Here is a 21526-nt window from a genome sequence, read left to right on the forward strand (position 1 = left end):
GTGCCGCTGGCTCTCCGTCGCATTTCCTTTTCCGGCGGATCAGAGCATCTTCGAGGCCGCGATTTTTCCTAGGCAATCCTGTTCATGGTCAATGTCATTGCGGACCAGCCCGCCATCCCGGTTCGCCGGGCCACCGATGGCCCGTGGCGCACCGCTTGGCGCAAGCTGAAAGGCGATCGTTCTGCAATATCTGCCTTCGCCGTGCTCGTCGTCATCGTGATCGCCTCGCTCGCGGCGCCGCTTTATGCGCGATACGTCTCCGGCACCGATCCATTTGTGACCAATCTCAATGGCGAGATCGTCGTCGATGGGGTGACCCAGCCGGTGCTGCAGCCCTCCACCGAAGGCCTTGGCCTCGGCATGACGCCGATCGGGCCGACCTGGCGCATCGGCCCCTATATGCTTGGTGCCGACAACCAGGGCCGTGACGTCGCGGCGCGGCTGTTTTACGGCGGACGGGATTCGCTGTTGATCTCGGGTGCTGCAGCCGCGCTGTGCCTTGTCCTCGCGACGTCTCTGGGGGTCGTTTCGGGCTTCTTCGGCGGCATCGTCGACATCGGCCTGTCGCGCATTCTCGACGTGCTCTGGGCCTTTCCGATTTTCCTGTTGGCGATTTCGTTGTCGATCGTGCTGATTGCGCAGAGCATCCAGATCGGTCCATTCGAAATCCGCTCCGGCAGCCTGTGGCTACCGGTCTTCATCATCGGCATCGTCTATGTGCCCTATGTGGCGCGGCCGATCCGCGGCCATGTCCTGACCTTGATGCATGCCGAATTCGTCACCGCTGCGATCGGCCTAGGCGCGTCGCCCTGGCGCATCCTTTTGCGCGACATCATGCCCAATGTGGTGACCCGCATCATCGTTTTCGTGCCGTTGATCCTGGCGCTCAACATGATGACCGAATCCTCGCTGTCGTTCCTGTCGATCGGCGTGCAGCCGCCGGATGCCAGCTGGGGCACGATCATCCAGGACGGCCAGGGCCTGCTCTATTCGCGGCCGGTCGTGGCACTGGCGCCGGGGTTAGCCATTGTGATCACGGTGCTGGCCCTCAACATTCTGGGCGACGGCGTGCGCGACGCGCTCGATCCGAAATCCTCGCCGAGGGGCGTCTAGTGGTTACCGCGCTCAGCTTCCGGCTTGGCCAGATGGTGCTGGTCATGTTCGGCATCAGTGTCGTCGCTTTCCTGATCTTCTTTGCGACGCCTGGCGCTGATCCATCGGCGCGCATTGCCGGCCGCAATGCTTCGCAAGAGACGTTGATCCAGGTGCGCCACGATTTCGGTCTCGACCGGCCATTGCCGGTGCAATATGGGCTGATGATGAACCGGCTTTTCGTCAGCCGCGATCTCACCTCCTTCGTCAACCGCGGGCAACGCGTCATTCCGACCGTGATAAGCGCCATTCCCGTAACGCTGTCGCTGGTCGGTGGCGCGGCAGTGCTGTGGGTGCTCGGTGGATTGATCGTCGGGGTGATCGCAGGCGCAACGCGCGGTACATTCGTGGATCGGGCGCTGATGATCCTGAGCTTGATAGGCGTGTCGATCCCGGTCTTCTGGCTGGGCGAGGTCGCCAACCTGCTGACACAAAGCCGCTGGCACGACAGCTGGCTGTTTTCCTGGGTTCCTCCGCTCGGCTACATCCCCCTGGCCGAGAACCCATGGGGCTGGTTCAAGGCGCTCGTCATTCCGTGGTTCACGCTGGCAACCCTTTATGTCGGCCTCTATGGCCGGGTGCTGCGGGCAAGCCTGATCGAGATGATGCAGGAGGATTTCATCCGCACCGCCCGGGCCAAGGGGATCGGCGAACGCCGGGTGCTGCTGCATCATGGCCTCAGAACCTCGCTGGTCGCATTTGTCACCATGTTCGGCCTCGATTTTGGTGCCCTGGTCGGCGGCGGCGCGCTGCTGACCGAAGTGGTCTTCGGACTGCAGGGCGTCGGAAAACTGACCTATGAGGCGCTGCAGACCCTCGATCTGCCGATGATCCTGGCCACGGTGATTTACGCCGCCTTCTTCGTGGTGATGGCAAACTTCGTCGTCGACGTGGTCTTCGTCTTCATCGACCCGAGGGCTCGCGATGTCGGCTGATGCTCCTCTTCTGGTGGTCAAGGACCTCACCGTCTCCTTCCGCAGCGACGAGGGCCTGGTGCGCGCGGTGGGAGGTATTTCGTTCTCCGTCGAGCAGCGCGAGATCGTCGGTGTGGTTGGCGAGTCCGGTTCGGGCAAAAGCCAGACCTTGCTCGCCATTATGGGGCTGATCGACAGCCCCAACGCTATCGTCTCCGGTTCCATCCGTTTCATGGGACAGGAACTAATCGGACTCAAGCGGCGTGCGCTCGATGCCATTCGCGGCCGCCAGATCGCGATGATCTTCCAGGATCCGATGTCGGCGCTCACCCCGGTGCATACGATCGGCAACCAGATCGCCGAGCAGGTGCGCGCGCATGAAAAAGTGTCGGCGAAAGCGGCACGGCCGAGGGCCGTGCAATTGCTGGATGCGGTCGGCATCGCAAATCCGGATCGGGTCGTCGACAACTACCCGCACCAGCTTTCCGGCGGCATGCGCCAGCGTGCGGTGATTGCCATGGCGCTCTCCTGCAACCCGGCGCTGCTCGTCGCGGATGAACCGACCACAGCCCTCGATGTTACCGTGCAGGCGCAGATCCTCGAACTGATCGGACGATTGCGCGACCAGTTCGGCTCCGCCGTGATCCTGGTCACGCATGATCTTGGCGTCGTCGCCGAAGTCGCGGACCGGGTGCTGGTGATGTATGGCGGACGCTTTGTCGAGGAGGGCGGCAAGAGCAGTGTCTTCCGGGCGCCGCTGCATCCCTACACATGGGGCTTGTTCGGCTCGATCCCGCCGATGGAGGGACCACGTCCAGCCCGGCTCGCCGCTATCACGGGGATTCCGCCGTCGCTCTCCGACCTGCCGAAAGGCTGCGCCTTCAGCCCCCGCTGCGCCTTTCGCCACGACGCCTGTCTGGTCCAGCTGCCGATCATGCAAGGCGAGAGCCATCGCGCCGCGTGCCTGTTGCCGGAGACAACGCGCCGACAATTCGCTGTCCAGAGGGCTGGCGGCGTGGAGATGCAACGATGAATGCCGTGCCGCGCCCGCTGCTTCGCGCCGGCGATCTGTCGAAACGTTATAGCGTCGGCCGCTCGATCTTCCCGGCGCAGCGCCGGACCGTACATGCGGTCGATACGGTGTCTCTCGACATCTGGCCCGGGGAAACGCTCGGCATCGTCGGTGAGTCCGGTTGCGGCAAATCCACGCTTGGCCGGTGTCTGGTGCGTCTGACCGAAATCAGCTCGGGGTCGCTGGAATTCGAGGGCCGCGACATCAGCGAGGCTTCCCAGCGTCAGCTCCGTCCGCTGCGGCGGCAGATGCAGATGGTCTTTCAGGATCCCAGCGCTTCGCTCAATCCGCGCCGGCGGGTCGGCGATCTGCTGGCCGATCCATTCCGTATCCATGAACGCCTCTCGGCATCGGAAATGGCGGACCGGGTCGCCGACCTTCTGCGCCGGGTCGACTTGTCGCCCCAGCACGCATCGCGCTATCCGCACGAATTCTCCGGCGGCCAGCGCCAGCGTATCGGCATTGCCCGTGCGCTGGCGCTGCGGCCACGGCTGATCGTGGCCGACGAGCCGGTCTCGGCGCTCGACGTGTCGATCCAGGCGCAGATCGTCAATCTGCTCGCCGACCTGCGCGAGGAGTTCAACCTGACCTATGTGTTCATCGCCCACGACCTTTCCGTGGTGCGTCAGATCTCGAGCCGTGTGGCGGTCATGTATCTGGGATCGATCGTGGAGAGTGGGCCGACCGACGAGGTCTTTGCGGCGCCCAGACACCATTACACCGCGGCGCTGCGTTCCGCCGTGCCGGTACCCAGCATCGACCGGGCGCGGCGCGGCCGGCTGGTGCTCAAGGGTGACCTGCCCAGCCCGATGAGCCCACCCTCCGGGTGCCGGTTCCACACCCGCTGCCCAGCCGCCACCTCCCTCTGCCGCAGCGAGCGTCCGCTTCTCCAAAGCATTGGCGAGGGCCGCCTGGTTGCGTGCCATCATCCAGCCGGCGGTTGACGATGGGAATTCTCGGTCAGCGATATCGGATCAGGACCGTTCAGCCGTAATCGTCCTTTCGGCGAGGATAGCGGCCGATCTGGACGCCGCACGATCCGGCGCTATGTTGCGCTTCGGCGCTGCGCGGCCGGGCATCGCCGATGCCTAATACTAAAGTAACTGTTCTCGCGTTGCCGAGCGATGCTACGATTTGAGGGACGGGCATAGGCGGCCGTAGAGCGCTGCGTGATTTGGCGCCGGAGAGGACGGAATATGGGAGGCCATTCTTCGTGCCGCAGCAGGCAGCCGCCGACATGTTTGCTCGGTTGTCGACCATAAGGGAGGAAGTCACCAATGAAGATATCGTACCTGGTCTCGGCCGCGCTTCTTGCAGCGACTGTGATGCCTGCCGCAGCCGCCGAGATTTCCGACGGCAAGGTCAAGATCGGCATTCTCAACGACCAGTCGGGCGTCTATGCCGATTTCGGCGGCAAGTGGTCGGTCGAGGCCGCCAAGATGGCGGTCGAGGATTTCGGCGGCAAGGTGCAAGGTGCGCCGGTCGAGATCGTCAGCGCCGACCACCAGAACAAGCCGGACATCGCCTCCAACATTGCGCGGCAGTGGTATGACACCGAACAGGTCGATTCCATCATGGAACTGACTACCTCCTCGGTGGCGCTCGCCGTCCAAGGGATTTCCAAGGAAAAGAAAAAAATTGACATCGTCACCGGCGCCGCGACCACCGAGCTAACCGGCAAACAGTGCTCGCCCTATGGCTTCCACTGGGCCTACGACACGCATTCGCAGGCAGTGGGGACCGGTGGCGCTCTCGTCCAGCAAGGCGGCGACAGCTGGTTCTTCGTCACCGTCGATTATGCATTCGGATATTCGCTCAAGGAGCAGACCGCAAAGTTCGTCGAGAGCCATGGCGGCAAGGTGGTTGGCGAGGTGCGCTACCCGCTCGGCTCGACCGACTATTCATCCTTCCTGCTGCAGGCGCAATCGTCGGGCGCCAAGGTCATCGGCCTGGCGAATGCCGGCCTCGACACCTCCAACTCGATCAAGCAAGCGGCCGAATTCGGTATAGTGCAGGGCGGTCAGCGTCTTGCAGCACTTCTGTTCACGCTGGCCGAGGTGCATGGGCTCGGCCTCGAGGCCGCGCAAGGCGTGGTGCTGACTGAAGGTTTCTACTGGGATCGCGATGACAAGAGCCGCGATTTCGCCCAGCGGTTCTTCAAGCGCACCAACCGCATGCCGAACATGATCCAGGCCGCCACCTATTCGGCGGTGACCCAGTATTTGAAGGCGATCGACAAAGCCGGCACCGATGGAACCGAGGCGGTCGCCAAGGAATTGCATGCGATGCCAGTGAACGACGTTACGGCAAACGGCAAAGTGCAGGCCGACGGCAACATGGTTCACGACATGTATCTTTATCAGGTCAAGTCGCCGAGCGAGAGCACCAAGGAGTGGGACTATTACAAACCGCTCGCCACGATCCCCGGTAACGAGGCGTTCCTGAGCCCCAAGGAGAGCGGCTGTCCCACGGCTGGCGAGTGATTGGCGCACCGATGGAACCGCCCGAACCGAGTGAGCCGCGGGTGGTGCTTTCCGCCCGCGGTTTGCGGCGCGACTTCGCCGGTTTCGTCGCGGTCAGGAATGTCGATCTCGACCTCTACCACGGCAACATCCACGCGCTGATCGGACCCAACGGCGCCGGCAAGACTACCGTCTTCAACCTGCTCACCAAGTTCCTGCCGCCGACCAGCGGCAGGATCGAACTGCTCGGCCACGACATCACCCGCACCTCGCCGGCCAAGGTCGCGCGGATGGGCCTGGTGCGCTCGTTCCAGATCTCGGCGGTGTTTCCACATCTCAGCGTGCTCGACAATGTGCGCGTTGCGCTGCAGCGGCCGGGCGGGCTCAGCGTTCAGTTCTGGCGCTCGCTGTCTGCGCTCGATCGATTGACGCCGCGCGCCGAGGAGCTTTTGCGGTCGGTCGGCCTCGACGATGCCAAGAACAGGCCCGCCGCCGATCTCTCCTATGGCAGGAAACGCGTGCTAGAGATCGCCACGACGCTAGCGCTCGACCCGAAAATGCTGCTGCTCGACGAGCCGATGGCCGGCATGGGGCATGAGGATGTGCGCACGGTTTCCGACATCATCCGCTCGGTCGCCAAGGAGCGCGCGGTTTTGATGGTCGAGCACAATTTGACTGTTGTAGCCGATCTTTGCGACTGGATAACCGTCATGCAGCGCGGCGAAATCCTTGCCGCCGGCGACTACGCCACGGTCAGCCGCGACGAGCGGGTGAGGATCGCCTATATGGGCACCGCCGATGAGTGACGCCGCGCCGCTTCTCGCAGTCCGCGGCCTCAACGCCTGGTATGGCGAGAGCCATGCGCTGCACGGCGTCGACCTGGAGGTCTTTCCAGGTGAAACGGTGACGTTGCTGGGGCGCAACGGCGTCGGCAAGACCACGACATTGCGCGCCATTATCGGGCTGATCCGCCAGCGAACCGGCCAGATTTTTTTCGACGACAAGGATCTGATGCGCCTGCCGTTGCACCGGACCGCGCATCAAGGCATTGGCCTTGTGCCGGAGGAACGCGGCATCTTCGCAACATTGACCGTGGACGAGAATCTGGTCCTGCCGCCGATCGTCGCCGAGGGCGGCATGAGCGTGGAGGAAATATTCGAGCTCTTCCCCAATCTGAAGGAGCGACGCAACAGCCCCGGCACCAGGCTGTCGGGCGGCGAACAGCAGATGCTGGCGATCGCGCGCATGCTCAGAACCGGCGTGAAAATGCTGCTTCTCGATGAGCCGACCGAGGGCCTGGCTCCGGTCATCGTGCAGCGCATCGGCGATCTGCTGGCGACGATGAAAAAGCGCGGCATGACGATCCTGCTGGTCGAGCAGAATTTCCGCTTTGCCAGCCGCGTCACCGACCGTTTCTACCTGATGGAGCACGGCAAGGTCGTGGCGGGCTTTCCGGTCGGCGAACTGCCGGATCGTATGACGCTGCTGCATGAAGTGCTGGGTGTATGATGGCGCCATGACGATGATCTTCGGAATACCCGTTCAGGCATTCCTCGGCCAGTTGCTGGTCGGCCTCATCAACGGCTCGTTCTACGCAATGTTGAGCCTGGGCCTGGCTGTCATATTCGGCCTGTTGCGCGTCATCAATTTCGCTCACGGCGCGCTCTATATGCTCGGCGCCTTCATCGGGTACCTGCTTCTCACCCGGTTCGGCATCGGCTACTGGCCGGCTCTGATCCTGTCGCCGCTGATCGTCGGCGGCTTCGGCGTCGTGGTCGAGCGCCTGGCGCTGTCGAGGCTTTACGACATCGACCCGCTCTACGGGTTGCTTTTCACCTTTGGCCTCGCGCTCGTGCTCGAAGGCGTGTTCCGGTACTACTATGGCGTATCGGGAAGTCCTTATTCCGTGCCGCCGCTGCTCTCCGGCGGCACCAATCTCGGCTTCATGTTCCTGCCTAATTACCGCGGCTGGGTGGTGGTCGCCTCGATGATCGTCTGTTTCGGCACCTGGGCGCTGATCGAGAAGACCAGGCTGGGCTCCTATCTGCGCGCGGCAACGGAGAACCCCGGCCTGGTGCAGGCTTTCGGCGTCAACGTGCCGTTGCTGCTGACTCTCACCTACGGCCTCGGCGCCGCTCTTGCCGGGCTTGCGGGGGTTCTCGCCGCGCCGATCTATCAGGTGAGCCCGCTGATGGGGTCTGACCTCATCATCGTCGTCTTCGCCGTCGTCGTGGTCGGCGGCATGGGATCGATCCTCGGGGCGATCGTCACCGGTTACATGCTTGGCCTCGCCGAAGGCCTGACCAAGGTTTTCTATCCCGAAGCCTCCAATCTGGTGGTCTTCGTCATCATGGCGATCGTGCTTCTTGTCCGGCCAGCCGGCCTGTTCGGAAGGGATGCCTGAGATGGCCGAACTCTCACTTCGCGAGACGCGCGCCAAAAGTTCGGTATGGCTTGAATGGACGCTGGTGGGGCTCGGCATCCTGACGCTGCTGGTGGCGCCATTCTTCGTCTATCCGATCTTCCTGATGAAGATGCTGTGCTTTGCGCTGTTTGCCTGCGCGTTCAACCTTCTGCTCGGCTACACCGGGCTGTTGTCCTTCGGCCATGCGACATTCTTCGGGGGGGCGGCCTATTTCACAGCATACGCGGTCAAGGTCTGGGGCTGGCCGCCGGAAGCGGGCATCCTGCTCGGTGCCCTGGGAGCCGCGCTGCTCGGCCTTGTCATGGGCTTCTTTGCCATCCGCCGGCAAGGCATCTATTTCGCCATGATCACGCTGGCGCTGTCGCAGATGTTCTTCTTCTTCTGCGTGCAGGCGCCGTTCACCGGAGGTGAGGACGGCATCCAGGGCGTGCCGCGTGGCAAGCTGCTTGGAATGCTCGACCTGAACGTCTCGATCAACATCTATTATTTCGTGCTGGCAGTCTTCCTGATCGGCGTGTTCGCCATCTGGCGCATCATCAACTCGCCTTTCGGCATGATCCTGCGTTCCATCCGGGAAAACGAGAGCCGGGCCATTTCGCTCGGCTATTCAGTTGCCAATTACAAGCTGGCGGCATTCGTCATGTCGGCGACATTGGCCGGGCTGGCCGGCGCGCTCAAGGCGATCGTTTTTCAGTTTGCCACGCTCACCGACGTCACCTGGCAGATGTCGGGCGAGGTGATTCTGATGACGCTCCTCGGCGGCATCGGCACCATGGTCGGGCCGATCATCGGCGCCAGTCTGGTCGTCGGCCTGGAAAACACGCTCGCCACCTCGAGTTTTCCGGTGACCATCGCCACCGGCCTGACCTTCATGGTCTGCGTGCTGGTTTTCCGGCGCGGTATTGTCGGTGAGGTCTATGCGCGGTTTCTCGGGCCAAAGGGTGACGCGAAAGACTGAACGGCTCAGGTCGGCCTCGCTAGGCGATGCGCAAGCCTTGCGCGTCGAGAAGCACGCAGCCCAGCGGGCCGAAGCAGACATCGACCGCTTCGCCTTCACGCAGCGGCTGGCCGTCGATCAACGTGTTGGCGCGCACCAGCGTGCCGGCGCCGATGTCAATCTCGTAGACCGCATTGCCGCCGAGATAGGAGGTCGAGACTATTCGTCCCGCCAGCCTGTTGGCAGCACCGGCGGTACCGACGGTAAGCTTCTGCGGGCGAACGACGACGGTGACCGCGCTGCCGGTCGCGAGCGCCTTCGGCGCGGCCACCTTTACGACATGGCCGCTGGCCAGCGCGATCATCGCCATCTTGCCGTCCATCACTGTCACGCTGCCGGGCAGCATGTTGGCCTTGCCCAGGAAATTGGCGACGAATGCGGTGGCCGGCTGGTCATAGACCTGCGCGGGGGAGCCGATCTGCTCGATCAGGCCGGCGTTCATCACGACGATGTGGTCGGACATCGATAACGCTTCTTCCTGGTCGTGCGTCACGAAAATAGCGGTGATGCCCGTCTCCCTCTGGATTTTCTTGATCTCGACGCGCATGTCCTCGCGCATATTGGCGTCGAGCGCCGACAAGGGCTCGTCCAGCAGCAGCACTTCCGGCTCGAAGACGATGGCGCGGGCCAGTGCGATGCGTTGCTGCTGGCCGCCCGAGAGCTGTGACGGCAGCTTTGTCTCACTGCCGGGCAGCCGCACCATATCCAGCGCCTTCTTGACCCGGCGCACGATTTCCGGTTTCGGCACGTTTCGGTATTTCAGGCCGAATGCGACGTTGTCGAAGACGTTCTTGTGCGGAAAGAGCGCGTAGTTCTGGAACACCAGACCAATGTTGCGCTTGTAGATCGGGATGTCGTCGACCCGCTTTCCGCCGATCGAGATCTGGCCACTGGAGATGTCGACCAGGCCCGCGATCGAGCGCAGGATCGTCGTCTTGCCGCACCCGGACGGCCCCAGCAAGGTGACGAAACTACCTTTCCGGATCGCCAGTGAAAAATCGCGCACAGCGGCGAACTTGCCGTAGAAAATATCAATGTCGCGAAACTCGACCGCAGGCATTCCTGTCGGCTGCCGCTCGCTCTGGGCGAGCTGGTCGCCGGCAGCCCCGGCCGAAGCCGGACGGGGCTGCTGGTCGTGGCTGTTGTCGTCATGCACCTTTCGACACCCTGTCCCATTGCTTGGTCCAGGCGTCTTCGTTCTTCGCCCAGTAGAGCGGATCGGCGAAGGTCAGCGACTTCATCGATCCGGTCGGGTCGAAGGCCGGAAGCGCGGCGATCTTGTCGGTCAGCTTCACCTTGGTGGGGTCAAGGGATGGCGGATAGTTCTGGCCCTCGGCGACGGCGATCGACGTGGCCGGATCCAGCATGAAGTTGATCAACTCCTCGCATTCGGCCATCGGCGATCCCTTGAGCACCAGCATGTCCTCCATCCATGCGTATGAGCCGGCGGGGTCGAGATAGCCGATCGGCTGGCCCTGCTGCTGCAGGGCGGCGACACGTCCCGACCAGGCGTCAGTGACGACGATCTCGTTTCGCGACAGGAGGTCCATGAGTTCCGCGCCGGAACTCCAGAACTTCTTGGCCAGGTCGCGGGTCTCGCGAACCTTGGCCCAGACCGCATCCATATCCTGGATGCTGTTGGGGTCCTGTTTCGTCTGCAGCGCCGCGTACCAGACGCGCGTCGTCATATCGGCGTAGCCGCCGATCTTGCCGGCATATTTCGTGTCGGTAAGCAGGTTGGCGCCCTTTTCCTTGGCTTCCTCCGGCGAGATGACCTTGTTGTTGTAGGCGATGCCGGTGGTGCCGTAATCATATGGCACTGCCGACAGCTTCGGCGTGATCTTGCGGAACGGCTCGATCATGGCGGTCAGCACATTCGCCATGTTTGGAATGTTCGCCTCGTTGATCTCCGAATTGAAACCGCCGTTGACGTATTTGATGTAGTAGTTGACGCCGGAAGAATGGACGATCTGGAAGTCGCCCGGCTTCGACGTCTTGATCTTGGTGATGATCTCGTTCTCGTCGCCAAAGGTTCCCTGGACGACCTTGACCTTGGACTTGGCGGTGTAAGGCTGGAACGCGTACTTGTCGATCGCCTCCTGCACCACGCCGCCCCATCCGTCGAAGCGCACTTCCGAAACCGCGGCCAGCGCCCGTCCCATCCAGGGCATGGAAAGCCCGGTGGCGGCGGCAGCGGCGGCCGTCAGCGTCAGGAATGATCGCCGGCTGATGTCGCCATTGGCATAGCGTTCGTTGAGCCGCTCCAGTCGCTTGGTGGTTGTCAGTTTCATTTCCATTCTCCCATTTTCATTTTCACTTGCCTGCCTTGAACCAGGTGAGGCTTTGCAGGATGAGCCCGCCAGCCAAGGGAATGCCGACCGTCAAAAGGATCATGACGGTTCCTAGTGCGTTCACCTCGGGGCTGATCGAGATCTTCAGCATCGAAAGGATTTGAGTCGGCATGGTCTCGACGCCCGCCGGCCGCCAGAACAGGCTGGCCGAGGTGTTGTCGAACGAAATGGTGAAAGCGAGCAGAATACTGGCAAGCACTGCGGGAATGAGCAGCGGCAGCGTGATCTCGCGGAATGTCGACACACGCGGCGCTCCGAGCGACAGTGCCGCCTCCTCATAGGAACGTTTGATGCCGACCATGCGCGCCTGAACGATCAGCACCACGTAGGGGAGCGTGAGCAGAATGTGGCCGAGTACCAGCAGCGCCATGCTGCGCGGCTGGTCGACGGCTTTGATCATGACCAGCAGGCCGACGCCGAGTATCGTTTCGGGGACCAGCGCGGGAAGAATGACAAGCGTGTTGATCGCCTGCTTGCCACGGAACTCGAAGCGCACCAGCGCCAATGCCGCCATGATGCCGAGCAGCGTCGTCACCGTTGCCGTCACCAGGGCAATCCACATCGATGTCCGGAAGGCGTCGAGAACCGGCTCGTTGGTGAGCAGCTTTTCGTACCATCGCAGGCTGAAGCCGGTGAGGGGAAAGCCGCCGAACATCGAGGCGTTGAAGGAAAGCACGACCGTGGCGATGATCGGCGCGAACATGAAGACATAGACGCACAGCGTGATCGCGCCGGTCAGCCGCCACGCCCATCTGCCTTCGCGATCGGGATGATCCGCTCTCATGCACTAAGACCCTTCATGATCTGCGACAGGCCCATATAGCGGCTGTAAGCGGCGGCGGCCGCGCCGAGCAGGACGAACAGGACGATGGAAAGCGTTGCGCCCATCGGCCAGTTGAGCTGCCCCATGATGGTGTCGTAAATCAAGTTGCCGAACAGCGCGTCGCGGCTTCCCCCGAGCAGCTGCGGTGTCACATAGGAGCCGGCCGCCAGCACGAAGCAGAGCAGCAGCCCGGCACCCAGCCCCGGCATCGATAGCGGCAGGGTCACTTCGCGAAACGCCTGCGCGCTGGTACAGCCCATCGAGCGGGCGGCGGCAATCAGCGTGCGGTCGATGCTTTCCAGGCTGACATAGACGTTCAGGATCATATAGGGCAGCAGAAAATGCAGCAGCCCCATGATGACGGCGCCCTCGGTGTAGAGCATCGGCAACGGCTCGCTGATAACCCCCAGCCTGATGAGCACGACGTTGATCAGCCCCTGTTCGCCGAGAATATGGATCCACGAGAATGTCCGGATGGTGAAGCTGATCCAGAACGGTACGATGAGCAGCAGCAACAGCAGCCATTTGTGCCTGAAAGTCGTGGCCCAGATGAAATAGGCGGGGAAATAGCCAAGGATCGCGCAAATCACAGCGGTGATGGCGCCGACGCGAACGGTCTTCCAAAGAAAGCCGTGATAGTAACTATCGGTGAGGAATTCCTTCCAATTGTCGAAGGTCAGCACCGCCGACTCCACCCCCGCGGTGACGAAGGTGAAAAACGTGTAGACCGTCATCATCGCGATCGGCAGCAGCAGAAGCAGGATAAGCAGCAAAAGGACAGGCGCGACGAGGATCCAGGCCAGTCGCTGATCGTATAATTTCCACCCTTTGGTCACGACCCGTCCAACCGCTTTAATTGCAAGCCGCCATCACCGGCTCAGCTCCGGACTAGATTGGGCGATCGGCGTTCAGGTGTCCACTCTGCATATGGCTCCTGCACAAATTCTGTGCAGGGCCACCGCGCGACCACCGGCCTTGCTGGATTCAACAAATTGCTCGGCGTTCTGCCTGCCATTGATTAAATCAGATATCCCGATATACAGGATAATTTCGGATATAGATTTTGCATGGGTCGGGCAATTTCATGAGTCGCAATTTTCTGGTGATTGAACCTGAGGAAGGCATTGCCGTGCTCAAGGGGCTTGCCTCTTCGGCGCGTATCTCGATGCTGAAACTGCTGCATGAGAAGGGGCCGATGAATGTCAACGAAATCGCCGCCGTGCTGTCGCTGCCGCAGTCGACCGTCTCGACCAACATCCAGGTGCTGGAGGATGCGGGGCTGATCCGCACCGAGAATCTGAAAGCGAGGAAAGGCAGTCAGAAAATCTGTTATCCGACGGCCGAAGAAGTGCTCGTCGTGTTCAAGAGCGAATATCGTGCGGTCAAGAACGACGCGATCGAAGTGTCGATGCCGATCGGGCTTTACACCGGCTTCGAGGTTACCGCGCCCTGCGGCCTTTGCTCGCCGGACGGCATCATCGGTCTGCTCGATGTTCCCAACACTTTCCTCGATCCGGACCGCATGAAAGCCGGTCTGCTATGGTTCACGCGCGGTTTTGTCGAATACCAGTTCCCCAACAATGCCAAGCTCGCCAATGCCGAGATCACCGAACTCGAAGTGGCGATAGAGCTGTCCTCGGAAGTGCCGGGCACCAGCGCCGATTGGCCCTCGGACATTACGCTGACAATCAATGGCGTCGATGTCGGCACCTGGACGTCGCCGGGGGATTTCGGCGACAAGCGCGGCGTCTTCACGCCCTCCTGGTGGAAGCTCAAGGGCTCGCAATACGGCAAGTTGAAGAACTGGCGAATTGCCAATGACGGCACCTATGTCGACGGCCTCAGGATTTCCGAAACCGGCCTCGCCGCACTCGATCTGAAGAGCCATCATTCAATCCGCGTCCGTATCGGCGTCAAGGACGACGCCAAGCGCCCCGGTGGGATCAACATTTTCGGCAAGGGCTTTGGAAATTACGATCAGGACATCCTGCTTAGGATCAAAACTGGTTGATATCATGAAACCGGGTTCTAAAGATAACGCAGCAATTTCAACTAGCTGGCTTTCTTCCGTGCCAAAGCGTTCGTCTAATTGTCCTACATTTGGGTATTTTGGCTTGACGAAGGGCTGCCAATCCCGCTTTGATATCGGGCAAGATGATTTAAATCATCGTTTGTGATATCGATGGGAGGAATGCATGAAGGCAGCCGTTACGGCTCATCCGCATTATGTTGTCTCGGAAATCGATCCGAGGCTCTACGGATCCTTCATCGAGCATCTGGGGCGGGCAGTTTACACTGGCATCTATGAGCCCGGCCATCCGACAGCGGACGCCAACGGCATGCGTCAGGACGTCATCGATCTCGTCAGGGAACTCAATGTTCCGATCGTGCGCTATCCCGGCGGCAATTTCGTCTCGGCCTACAATTGGGAAGACGGCATTGGCCCCAAGGAACAGCGCCCAGTCCGCCTCGACCTTGCCTGGCACACATCGGAAAGCAACGAAGTCGGCCTGCATGAATTTGCCGATTGGTGCAGCTGCGCCAACACCGAGATGATGCTTGCCGTCAATCTCGGCTCGCGCGGCCTCGACGAAGCCCGCAACCTGCTGGAGTACGCCAACCATCCCGGCGGCAGCAAATGGAGCGACAAGCGCATCGCCAACGGCCGCAAGGAGCCGTTCGACGTCAAGCTCTGGTGCCTCGGCAATGAAATGGATGGCCCCTGGCAGATCGGCCACAAGACCGCGGACGAGTACGGCCGGCTGGCGCATGAGACGGCCAAGGCCATGCGCGCCTTCTCCAAGTCACTCGAGCTGGTGGTCTGCGGCTCTTCGAATGCCAAGATGCCGACCTACCCGGAATGGGAAGCGACGGTTCTCGACCATACCTACAACGAGGTCGACTACATCTCGCTGCACATGTATTTCGACAACGAAGCCAACGACGCTCCGAACTATCTCGCCATGAGCGAAAAGCTCGACGACTACATTGTCTCGGTCGCCGGCGTCATCGACTATATCAAGGCCAAGAAGCGCTCCAACAAGCAGGTCTACATCTCGTTCGACGAATGGAACGTCTGGTACCATTCCAAGGAGCAGGACAAGAAGATACTTGGCGGCAGCGACGGTTGGCCGTTCGCCCCGCCGTTGCTCGAAGACATCTATAATTTCGAGGATGTGCTGCAGGTCGGCCTGATCCTCAACACCTTCATCCGCCGTTCCGATGTCGTCAAGATCGCCTGCCTGGCACAACTGGTCAATGTCATCGCGCCGATCATGACCGTTCCGAATGGCCCGGCATGGCGGCAGACGATTTTTTATCCCTATCTGTTTGCTTCTAACTATGGTCGCGGCAATGCGCTGGATCTCAAGGTGGAAAGTCCGACCTACAAATCCAGCGTTGCGGGCGACGTCTCCTATGTCGATGTTGCCGGCGTGCACGACAGGCAAACCGGCCACGTCACCTTCTTCGCCGTCAACCGCCATTCGAGCGAGGCAATCGAAACAGTGGTCGACCTCACCGGCTTTGGCGCGGCGGAGATCGTCGATCACCGGGTGATGGCACACGCCGATCTGAAAGCCGTCAATTCGGCCGAAAACCCTGGCAATGTCAGCCCCAGGAAGGGTGAGGGCGCCTCGCTCGCCGGCGGCAAGCTGAGCCTGTCGCTGCCGGCGTATTCCTACCAGGTCATACGCCTGAGGCTCTGAGTTCGGGCGGATCATCGAGAAAGCGCAAACGCTGAGGAGGAGCGTCGACGTGACGGCCGATATCGAGATCAGGAACGTGAGCAAGCAGTTCGGTGCCATGATGGTGCTGGATCATCTGTCGCTCTCCATAAGGGCACGCGAATTCATCGTGTTCCTGGGCCCGTCCGGTTGCGGAAAATCGACGCTTCTTCGAATGATCGCCGGGCTCGAAGCTGTCGATAGCGGCGAGATTGCCATCAATAACGAGCGCATCGATCATTTGCCGCCGGGCAAGCGCGGCATTGCCATGGTGTTCCAGTCCTATGCGCTTTATCCGCATATGACGGTGCGCGACAACATGGCCTTCGGGCTTGCGAATATCGGCGTACCAGGCAAGGTCATCGAGGCGCGCATCAACGAAGCCGCCCGCATCCTGGAAATGCCGCATCTGCTCGATCGCAAGCCGGGCCAGCTCTCCGGCGGTCAGCGCCAGCGCGTCGCCATCGGCCGTGCGATCGTCAAGGAGCCGAAGGCCTTTCTGTTCGACGAGCCGCTCTCCAATCTCGATGCGGCGTTGCGCACCCGTACCCGCATCGAACTTGCCCAGCTTCACCAGCGGCTGCAGTCGACGATGATCTTCGTCACCCACGACCAAGTCGAGGCAATGACGCTCGCCGACCGCATTGTCGTCATGAACAATCGCAAGATCGATCAGATCGGCACTCCGATGGAGATCTACGAGCGTCCGGCGACCAAATTCGTCGCAGGGTTCGTCGGTGCGCCGGCGATGAACTTCGTCGATGCGACGCTTGACAGATCCGGCGAGAACGCCACGGCCAGGTTTGCGGACGGCGTCTCGGTGCAGACCGAGATCGCCTCCAGCCAATTGACCGATGGCAACTACACTTTCGGCATCCGTTCAGAAGACGTGCGCATCGTTGCGGCCGGACAGGGCAATGCCGACGGCGTCGTCGATGTGCTCGAGCGGCTCGGCGAACGCACGCTGATCTACGCGCGGCTGGGCGATGGCCAGCAGATCGTCGGCTCGGATTCCGGCAACAGCCGCGTCGCCGTCGGCGACAGAATCGGGCTCGCCTTCGACGGCCAGAAATCGCATCTGTTCAACGAGACCGGCCGCGCCTGGCATGCGAGGGAGGCCTGAGATGGCTGACCGGCTGGCGATGTCCCCGACCGCGACGCTTGCTGTCGGCGTCAGAGCCCCTACCGCCGACATCTATGCGCCGCAATGGCGAAATTTCATTTTCGTTGCGCCATTCTTGTTCTTCTTCACCACGCTGCTGCTCTTCCCGCTGCTCTGGGGGATGTGGCTGAGTTTCCACAAGGCCGACACGTTCTCGTCCGGAAATTTTGTCGGTCTCGGCAATTACGCCAGGCTGTATCACGACAAGGTCTTCCTGCAATCGATCTGGAACACCTTCTACTTCGTGCTTCTGACGGTGCCGACGCTGGCGCTGATCGGCCTTTTCCTGGCGCTTTGCCTCAACCGCCGCACGCGCACTGCCGCGGTTTTGCGGACGCTGTTCTTTTCCTCCTCGGTGCTGTCGGTCACCATCGTCACGCTGATCTGGCGCATCGTCTTCATTCCGAATGTCGGCCTGTTGTCGACGATCTACGGATGGTTCGGCGCAACGGCCCCGGCCTTCATTTCCGATCCCAGCCTGGCCATGGTCGGCATCGCCATTGCCACCATCTGGTGGTGCATCGGCCTGCCGATGATGCTCTTTCTTTCGGCGCTCCAGCAGATTCCGCAGGATATTTACGAGGCGGCAGCCCTGGACAATGCCAATCGCTGGCAGACGCTACGCTCGATCACGCTGCCGTCGATCAAGCGCACCTTCATCTTGGTGATCATCATCCAGATCGTGCTTCAATTCCAGCTGTTCGGCCAGGCCTGGCTGATGACGCGCGGCGGTCCGAACAACCTGACCAAGCCGATCGTGCTCTATATCTACGATACCGCATTCCGTCGCTGGGATCTCGGCCTGGGCGCCGCTGCATCGGAAATCCTGTTCATCCTCATCCTGGTCGCGGCCATGGCCCAGTACCTGGTGACACGCAGCAGGGGAGACCAAGCATGAGCGCTCCAGCCACTTCCATCAAGGGACGGGCATTTGGCGACCATGTGCTATTAGCCCTCGTCATCCTGCTTTCGATCGTCATGATCGCGCCGGTTCTGTGGGTGATCGGCCTGTCGCTCAAGGACAATGCCGAGCTGATGGCCGATCCGAATTCGGTGTTTCACGCGCCTTATACGCTGAAGAATTATATCAACACCGTCGGCACCTCGTCGGTCTTCATCTGGGTGCGCAACAGCATCATCGTCTCGGGCGGATTGACGCTCGGCACGTTGATCCTGTCGTCGCTCGCCGGCTACGGCTTTGCACGGCTGAATTTCCCCGGCCGAGACGTGCTGTTCGTGATCGTGCTGTTCGGCCTGGCGGTCCCGGAGCAGGCCGTGCTTGTCGCCCGTCACCAGATCTTCAGCATGCTGAAGTTCCACAACACCTATCAGGGGCTTATTCTGCCGGGCCTTTCAGCTCCGTTCGGCGTCTTCCTGATGACCCAGTATTTCAAGGCCATCCCGAAGGAGCTGGACGAAGCCGCCATGCTCGATAACGCCAGCCGGCTCAGGATTTTCTGGAAGGTGCTTCTGCCGCTCACGCTGCCTGCGCAGGCGACGCTCGGCATCTTCACCTTTCTCGGCGCGTGGAACGATTACTTCTGGCCGCTGATTTCGGCGACGAGGAAGGACATGTTCACGCTGACGGTCGGCATGGCATCGACCCAGACCAATTTCGCCCAGTCCGAAGGCATCGGCTTCCTGATGGCACAGGCGGTGTTTGCCGGGGCACCGATCCTGATCGTCTACCTGTTCTTCCAGAAATACATCGTCACGGCGGTCTCCGGCGCTGCGGTGAGATAACGAAGATTGCCTGACGGCCGGGGGGAATGCGCAGCAATTGAAGCACGAAAGCCAATCCAGGGTGGAGCGGCGGAAACTCAGTAGGAGGAACTGATATGAAACTGAAGAAAATACTGTTTGCCGCAGTCTCTGCGGGCGCAATGATGCTCGCAGCTCCAAGCTTCGCCGCCACGGAACTGAGCGTGCAGCGCTTTTTTGGCGCCTGCGATGCCGATTTCGGCACCAACACCGATCCCACCAAGGCCGTTGGCGAATGCGGCATCATCACCTCGCTGATCAACAAGTTCAACGCCGACAATCCCGATGTCCATGTCAACGTCACCACCGTGGAATGGCCCGGCTATGATCAGCTGACCGCGCAGTTCGCTTCAGGCGACGCTCCGGACATTGTCACGATCCATGAATCCGTACTGTCGGATTATCAGTCGAAGGGCCTGTTGATGCCGCTCGACGACCTCTTGAAGTCGGTCAGCGTGACACCCGACGCCTTCACCGACGCGGCGCGCAATGGCGCCACCAAAGACGGCAAGATCTACGGCCTGCCGATCGACAGCTGGACGATGCTCTATCACGTCAACCTGGATCTTTTCAAACAAGCCGGCCTCGTCAATGCCGACGGCACGCCGATTTTTCCAAAGTCGCCCGAGGAACTGCTCGCCCAGGCCGAACAGTTCAAGCAGAAGACGGGCAAGCCTTATTTCGTCCAGAACCTGGCCAATGAGACTGCACTCTACACACGCAACCTCTACACTTATCTTTTCCAGCAGGATTCCGATTTCTTTGCGGATCCGAAGCATGTGAAGTTGAATACGCCGGAAGCCAAGAAGGTCGTCGAGATGTACAAGGCGATCTTCGAGAAGGGCTACACCACCACGGATCTCGATTATGGCGGCTCGATCAACGCCTTCCTTGCCGGCGAGGGTGGCGTCCACCTTAACGGCACCTGGGTGGTCGGCGATTACAACGCCCAGTCCGAAACCAAGGGTACGGCGCTCAACAAGGGCGGCTATGCGGTCTATCCGTATCCGCAGCTGTTTGGCGGCACCCACGCGCAATATGCCGACGGCCACACCTGGGCCGTGTCGCAGAAAGACCGCACGCCTGAACAGATCGCGGCGATCGGCAAATTCCTGAAGTTCTTCGCCGACAACGACTTTGAGTGGTCGCGCACCGGTCACCTGCCGGCCTATAAGGCCGTCATCACCTCGGACGCCTTCAAGGCCCTGCCGCATCGCAACACGATCTCTGCGGTCGCCGACCTCGGCAAGCCGCTGCCGTCCGCCGTACAGCGTCAGTTTGCGATCCAGGACATCATCGGCGAAGAGATGAGTGCAGCAATCAGTGGCCAGAAGGACGTCGACACCGCCCTTGCCGACATGGAAAGCCGCGTCAACGAATTGCTCGCCAACATCTGACCACGGGTTTCGAAAGGCCCTCCCAAGGCGCCCCGCGGCTGGAAACGGCCGCGGGGTTTTGGTGAGGCAATGGTTATTATGCTCGAGTTGCGCGACTTGGCGGTGGCGACCGGTCAAACACGCAAACCACCATGCCGCAACCTCGGCAGTAGCCGACGCAAGCCCTGACTGAAGGATTCCGCTAGAACGCCGCGGCCATGGGCATTGCGACCTTGTTGGGGATCTGGATGTCGATCTCCAATCTCGACGTCGTTTCGCCGTGATCCATGCTCACCTGCAGGAAATCCTGGTCGACCTGAACATGCCGGGCGATCACCGCCATGATCTCCTCGCGCAACACGGAGACGAGATCGGGCTGGTTGCGGCTTCGACGCTCGTAAGCCAACAGCAGTTGCAAGCGCTCGCGCGCCACGGGCGCGCTGCCGCGGCGCTTGAAGATATCGAGCAGGTTCATGCTGCCCTCCTTCCCAACAGCCGGTCGAGGAGACCCCTCCGCTCGAAAGGCAGAATGACCGGCAGGTCCTCGCCCTCGAGTCTTCTTGCCGCGTCGATATAGGCGCGTGCGGCGGGGTTGGTGTTTTCGCTGAGCGTAACCGGCGCGCCCACATTGGATGCGCGCAGCACGTCCTGGCTCTCGGGAATTATTCCCAGCAAGGGCGTCGACAGGATCTCGAGCACGTCATCGATGCTGAGCATCTCGCCGCGGGCAGCGCGCGCAGCATCGTAGCGCGTGACGAGCACGTGTTTGGCAATCGATTCACCTTGCTCGGCTTTCATCGTCCTGGAGTCGAGCAGGCCGATGATGCGATCGGAATCGCGGACCGAGCTCACTTCCGGATTGGTGACGATTACCGCCTCGTCGGCAAAGCGCATGGCAAGTTGCGCGCCCCGCTCTATGCCGGCGGGGCTGTCGCAGAAGACGTAGTCGAAAACCGATCGCAGCTTGTCGATGACATCGGCGACGCCTTCCTCGGTGAGAGCATCCTTGTCGCGCGTTTGCGAGGCCGGCAGCAGGAACAGCGTTTCGAGTCGCTTGTCACGGATCAGCGCCTGCGAGAGCTTGGCGGTTCCCTGAATGACGTTGACGATATCGAAAACAACGCGCCGCTCGGCGCCCATGATCAGATCGAGGTTGCGCAGGCCGACGTCGAAATCGACGAGGGCCACCCGCTTGCCGGTTTTCGCGACCGCGGCGCCGAGAGCGGCCGTCGAGGTCGTCTTGCCGACACCCCCTTTGCCGGATGTGACAACCACTACCTTGCCCATATTTGTGCCTCCAATGTTG

The 21526-nt window shown here is 61.2% G+C and carries 21 protein-coding genes; 15 read left to right on the top strand and 6 right to left on the bottom strand.

Annotation, left to right across the window (positions count from 1 at the left end; all coding sequences use genetic code 11):
• The first annotated feature begins 84 nt into the window (after positions 1-84).
• From E5W70_RS01850 to E5W70_RS01890, 9 genes are all read left to right on the top strand, one after another.
• Complete coding sequence (locus tag E5W70_RS01850; RefSeq protein WP_292653758.1) at positions 85-1113, top strand: ABC transporter permease; 1029 nt, start codon at positions 85-87, stop codon at positions 1111-1113.
• On the top strand, positions 1113-2087 hold the full coding sequence (locus tag E5W70_RS01855) for an ABC transporter permease (RefSeq protein ID WP_292653759.1): 975 nt from the start codon (positions 1113-1115) through the stop codon (positions 2085-2087). Before E5W70_RS01850 ends, E5W70_RS01855 begins: the two co-directional genes overlap by 1 nt.
• A complete protein-coding gene (locus E5W70_RS01860) occupies positions 2077-3099 on the top strand; it encodes an ABC transporter ATP-binding protein (protein WP_292653760.1) in 1023 nt (340 codons plus the stop codon). Before E5W70_RS01855 ends, E5W70_RS01860 begins: the two co-directional genes overlap by 11 nt.
• Positions 3096-4082 carry a dipeptide ABC transporter ATP-binding protein gene (locus E5W70_RS01865; RefSeq protein WP_292653761.1) on the top strand — a complete coding sequence of 329 codons (987 nt, stop codon included), beginning with the start codon at positions 3096-3098 and terminating at the stop codon, positions 4080-4082. The genes E5W70_RS01860 and E5W70_RS01865 overlap by 4 nt, the downstream gene beginning before the upstream one ends.
• A 333-nt stretch (positions 4083-4415) precedes the next feature.
• Positions 4416-5621, top strand: a complete 1206-nt coding sequence (locus E5W70_RS01870; protein ID WP_292653762.1) for an ABC transporter substrate-binding protein — start codon at positions 4416-4418, stop codon at positions 5619-5621.
• 11 nt (positions 5622-5632) lie between these two features.
• The gene (locus tag E5W70_RS01875; protein WP_292653763.1) at positions 5633-6406 is read left to right on the top strand and encodes an ABC transporter ATP-binding protein; all 774 of its coding nucleotides are present in this window, start codon (positions 5633-5635) and stop codon (positions 6404-6406) included.
• Entirely contained in the window at positions 6399-7109 is a 711-nt protein-coding gene (locus E5W70_RS01880; RefSeq protein WP_292653764.1) for an ABC transporter ATP-binding protein, read from the top strand. Before E5W70_RS01875 ends, E5W70_RS01880 begins: the two co-directional genes overlap by 8 nt.
• A gap of 7 nt (positions 7110-7116) precedes the next feature.
• Positions 7117-8004, top strand: a complete 888-nt coding sequence (locus E5W70_RS01885) for a branched-chain amino acid ABC transporter permease (protein ID WP_254819527.1) — start codon at positions 7117-7119, stop codon at positions 8002-8004.
• A 1-nt stretch (position 8005) separates the two neighbouring features.
• The gene (locus tag E5W70_RS01890; RefSeq protein ID WP_292653765.1) at positions 8006-8983 is read left to right on the top strand and encodes a branched-chain amino acid ABC transporter permease; all 978 of its coding nucleotides are present in this window, start codon (positions 8006-8008) and stop codon (positions 8981-8983) included.
• A 19-nt stretch (positions 8984-9002) separates the two neighbouring features.
• Here E5W70_RS01890 and E5W70_RS01895 read toward each other — a convergent pair whose 3' ends face one another.
• The 4 genes from E5W70_RS01895 to E5W70_RS01910 are packed head-to-tail and all read right to left on the bottom strand — an operon-like array spanning position 9003 to position 13032.
• The gene (locus E5W70_RS01895; RefSeq protein WP_292653766.1) at positions 9003-10178 is read right to left on the bottom strand and encodes an ABC transporter ATP-binding protein; all 1176 of its coding nucleotides are present in this window, start codon (positions 10176-10178) and stop codon (positions 9003-9005) included.
• On the bottom strand, positions 10171-11313 hold the full coding sequence (locus E5W70_RS01900) for an extracellular solute-binding protein (RefSeq protein ID WP_292653767.1): 1143 nt from the start codon (positions 11311-11313) through the stop codon (positions 10171-10173). Before E5W70_RS01900 ends, E5W70_RS01895 begins: the two co-directional genes overlap by 8 nt.
• A 22-nt stretch (positions 11314-11335) precedes the next feature.
• Positions 11336-12157: an ABC transporter permease gene (locus E5W70_RS01905; protein ID WP_292653768.1), complete on the bottom strand. Its 822-nt coding sequence runs from the start codon at positions 12155-12157 to the stop codon at positions 11336-11338.
• Positions 12154-13032, bottom strand: coding sequence for an ABC transporter permease (locus E5W70_RS01910; protein ID WP_292653769.1), 879 nt, complete (start codon positions 13030-13032; stop codon positions 12154-12156). The genes E5W70_RS01905 and E5W70_RS01910 overlap by 4 nt, the downstream gene beginning before the upstream one ends.
• A 248-nt stretch (positions 13033-13280) precedes the next feature.
• On the opposite strand from E5W70_RS01910, the gene E5W70_RS01915 reads away from it, so the two are divergent.
• The 6 genes from E5W70_RS01915 to E5W70_RS01940 all read left to right on the top strand — a co-directional run bounded on the left by E5W70_RS01915 (position 13281) and on the right by E5W70_RS01940 (position 20241).
• Positions 13281-14207 carry a helix-turn-helix domain-containing protein gene (locus tag E5W70_RS01915; RefSeq protein ID WP_292653770.1) on the top strand — a complete coding sequence of 309 codons (927 nt, stop codon included), beginning with the start codon at positions 13281-13283 and terminating at the stop codon, positions 14205-14207.
• 184 nt (positions 14208-14391) lie between these two features.
• The gene (locus tag E5W70_RS01920; RefSeq protein ID WP_292653771.1) at positions 14392-15903 is read left to right on the top strand and encodes an alpha-N-arabinofuranosidase; all 1512 of its coding nucleotides are present in this window, start codon (positions 14392-14394) and stop codon (positions 15901-15903) included.
• Positions 15904-15952: 49 nt separating this feature from the next.
• Positions 15953-17044 carry a sn-glycerol-3-phosphate ABC transporter ATP-binding protein UgpC gene (gene ugpC, locus E5W70_RS01925; protein ID WP_292653772.1) on the top strand — a complete coding sequence of 364 codons (1092 nt, stop codon included), beginning with the start codon at positions 15953-15955 and terminating at the stop codon, positions 17042-17044.
• Position 17045: 1 nt separating this feature from the next.
• Positions 17046-17981, top strand: a complete 936-nt coding sequence (locus tag E5W70_RS01930) for a sugar ABC transporter permease (RefSeq protein WP_292653773.1) — start codon at positions 17046-17048, stop codon at positions 17979-17981.
• A complete protein-coding gene (locus tag E5W70_RS01935) occupies positions 17978-18826 on the top strand; it encodes a carbohydrate ABC transporter permease (protein WP_292653774.1) in 849 nt (282 codons plus the stop codon). The genes E5W70_RS01930 and E5W70_RS01935 overlap by 4 nt, the downstream gene beginning before the upstream one ends.
• Positions 18827-18921: 95 nt before the next feature.
• Complete coding sequence (locus E5W70_RS01940) at positions 18922-20241, top strand: extracellular solute-binding protein (RefSeq protein WP_292653775.1); 1320 nt, start codon at positions 18922-18924, stop codon at positions 20239-20241.
• A 181-nt stretch (positions 20242-20422) separates the two neighbouring features.
• Here the strand turns inward: E5W70_RS01940 and minE are convergent, their stop codons facing one another.
• Positions 20423-20695 (bottom strand): cell division topological specificity factor MinE, encoded by a 273-nt coding sequence (gene minE / locus E5W70_RS01945; RefSeq protein ID WP_023677151.1) that lies wholly within the window; start codon positions 20693-20695, stop codon positions 20423-20425.
• Positions 20692-21507: a septum site-determining protein MinD gene (gene minD, locus E5W70_RS01950; RefSeq protein WP_254819515.1), complete on the bottom strand. Its 816-nt coding sequence runs from the start codon at positions 21505-21507 to the stop codon at positions 20692-20694. Before minD ends, minE begins: the two co-directional genes overlap by 4 nt.
• Positions 21508-21526: the final 19 nt, after the last annotated feature.

This window comes from Mesorhizobium sp. (assembly GCF_005063415.1).
GTDB lineage: Bacteria > Pseudomonadota > Alphaproteobacteria > Rhizobiales > Rhizobiaceae > Mesorhizobium.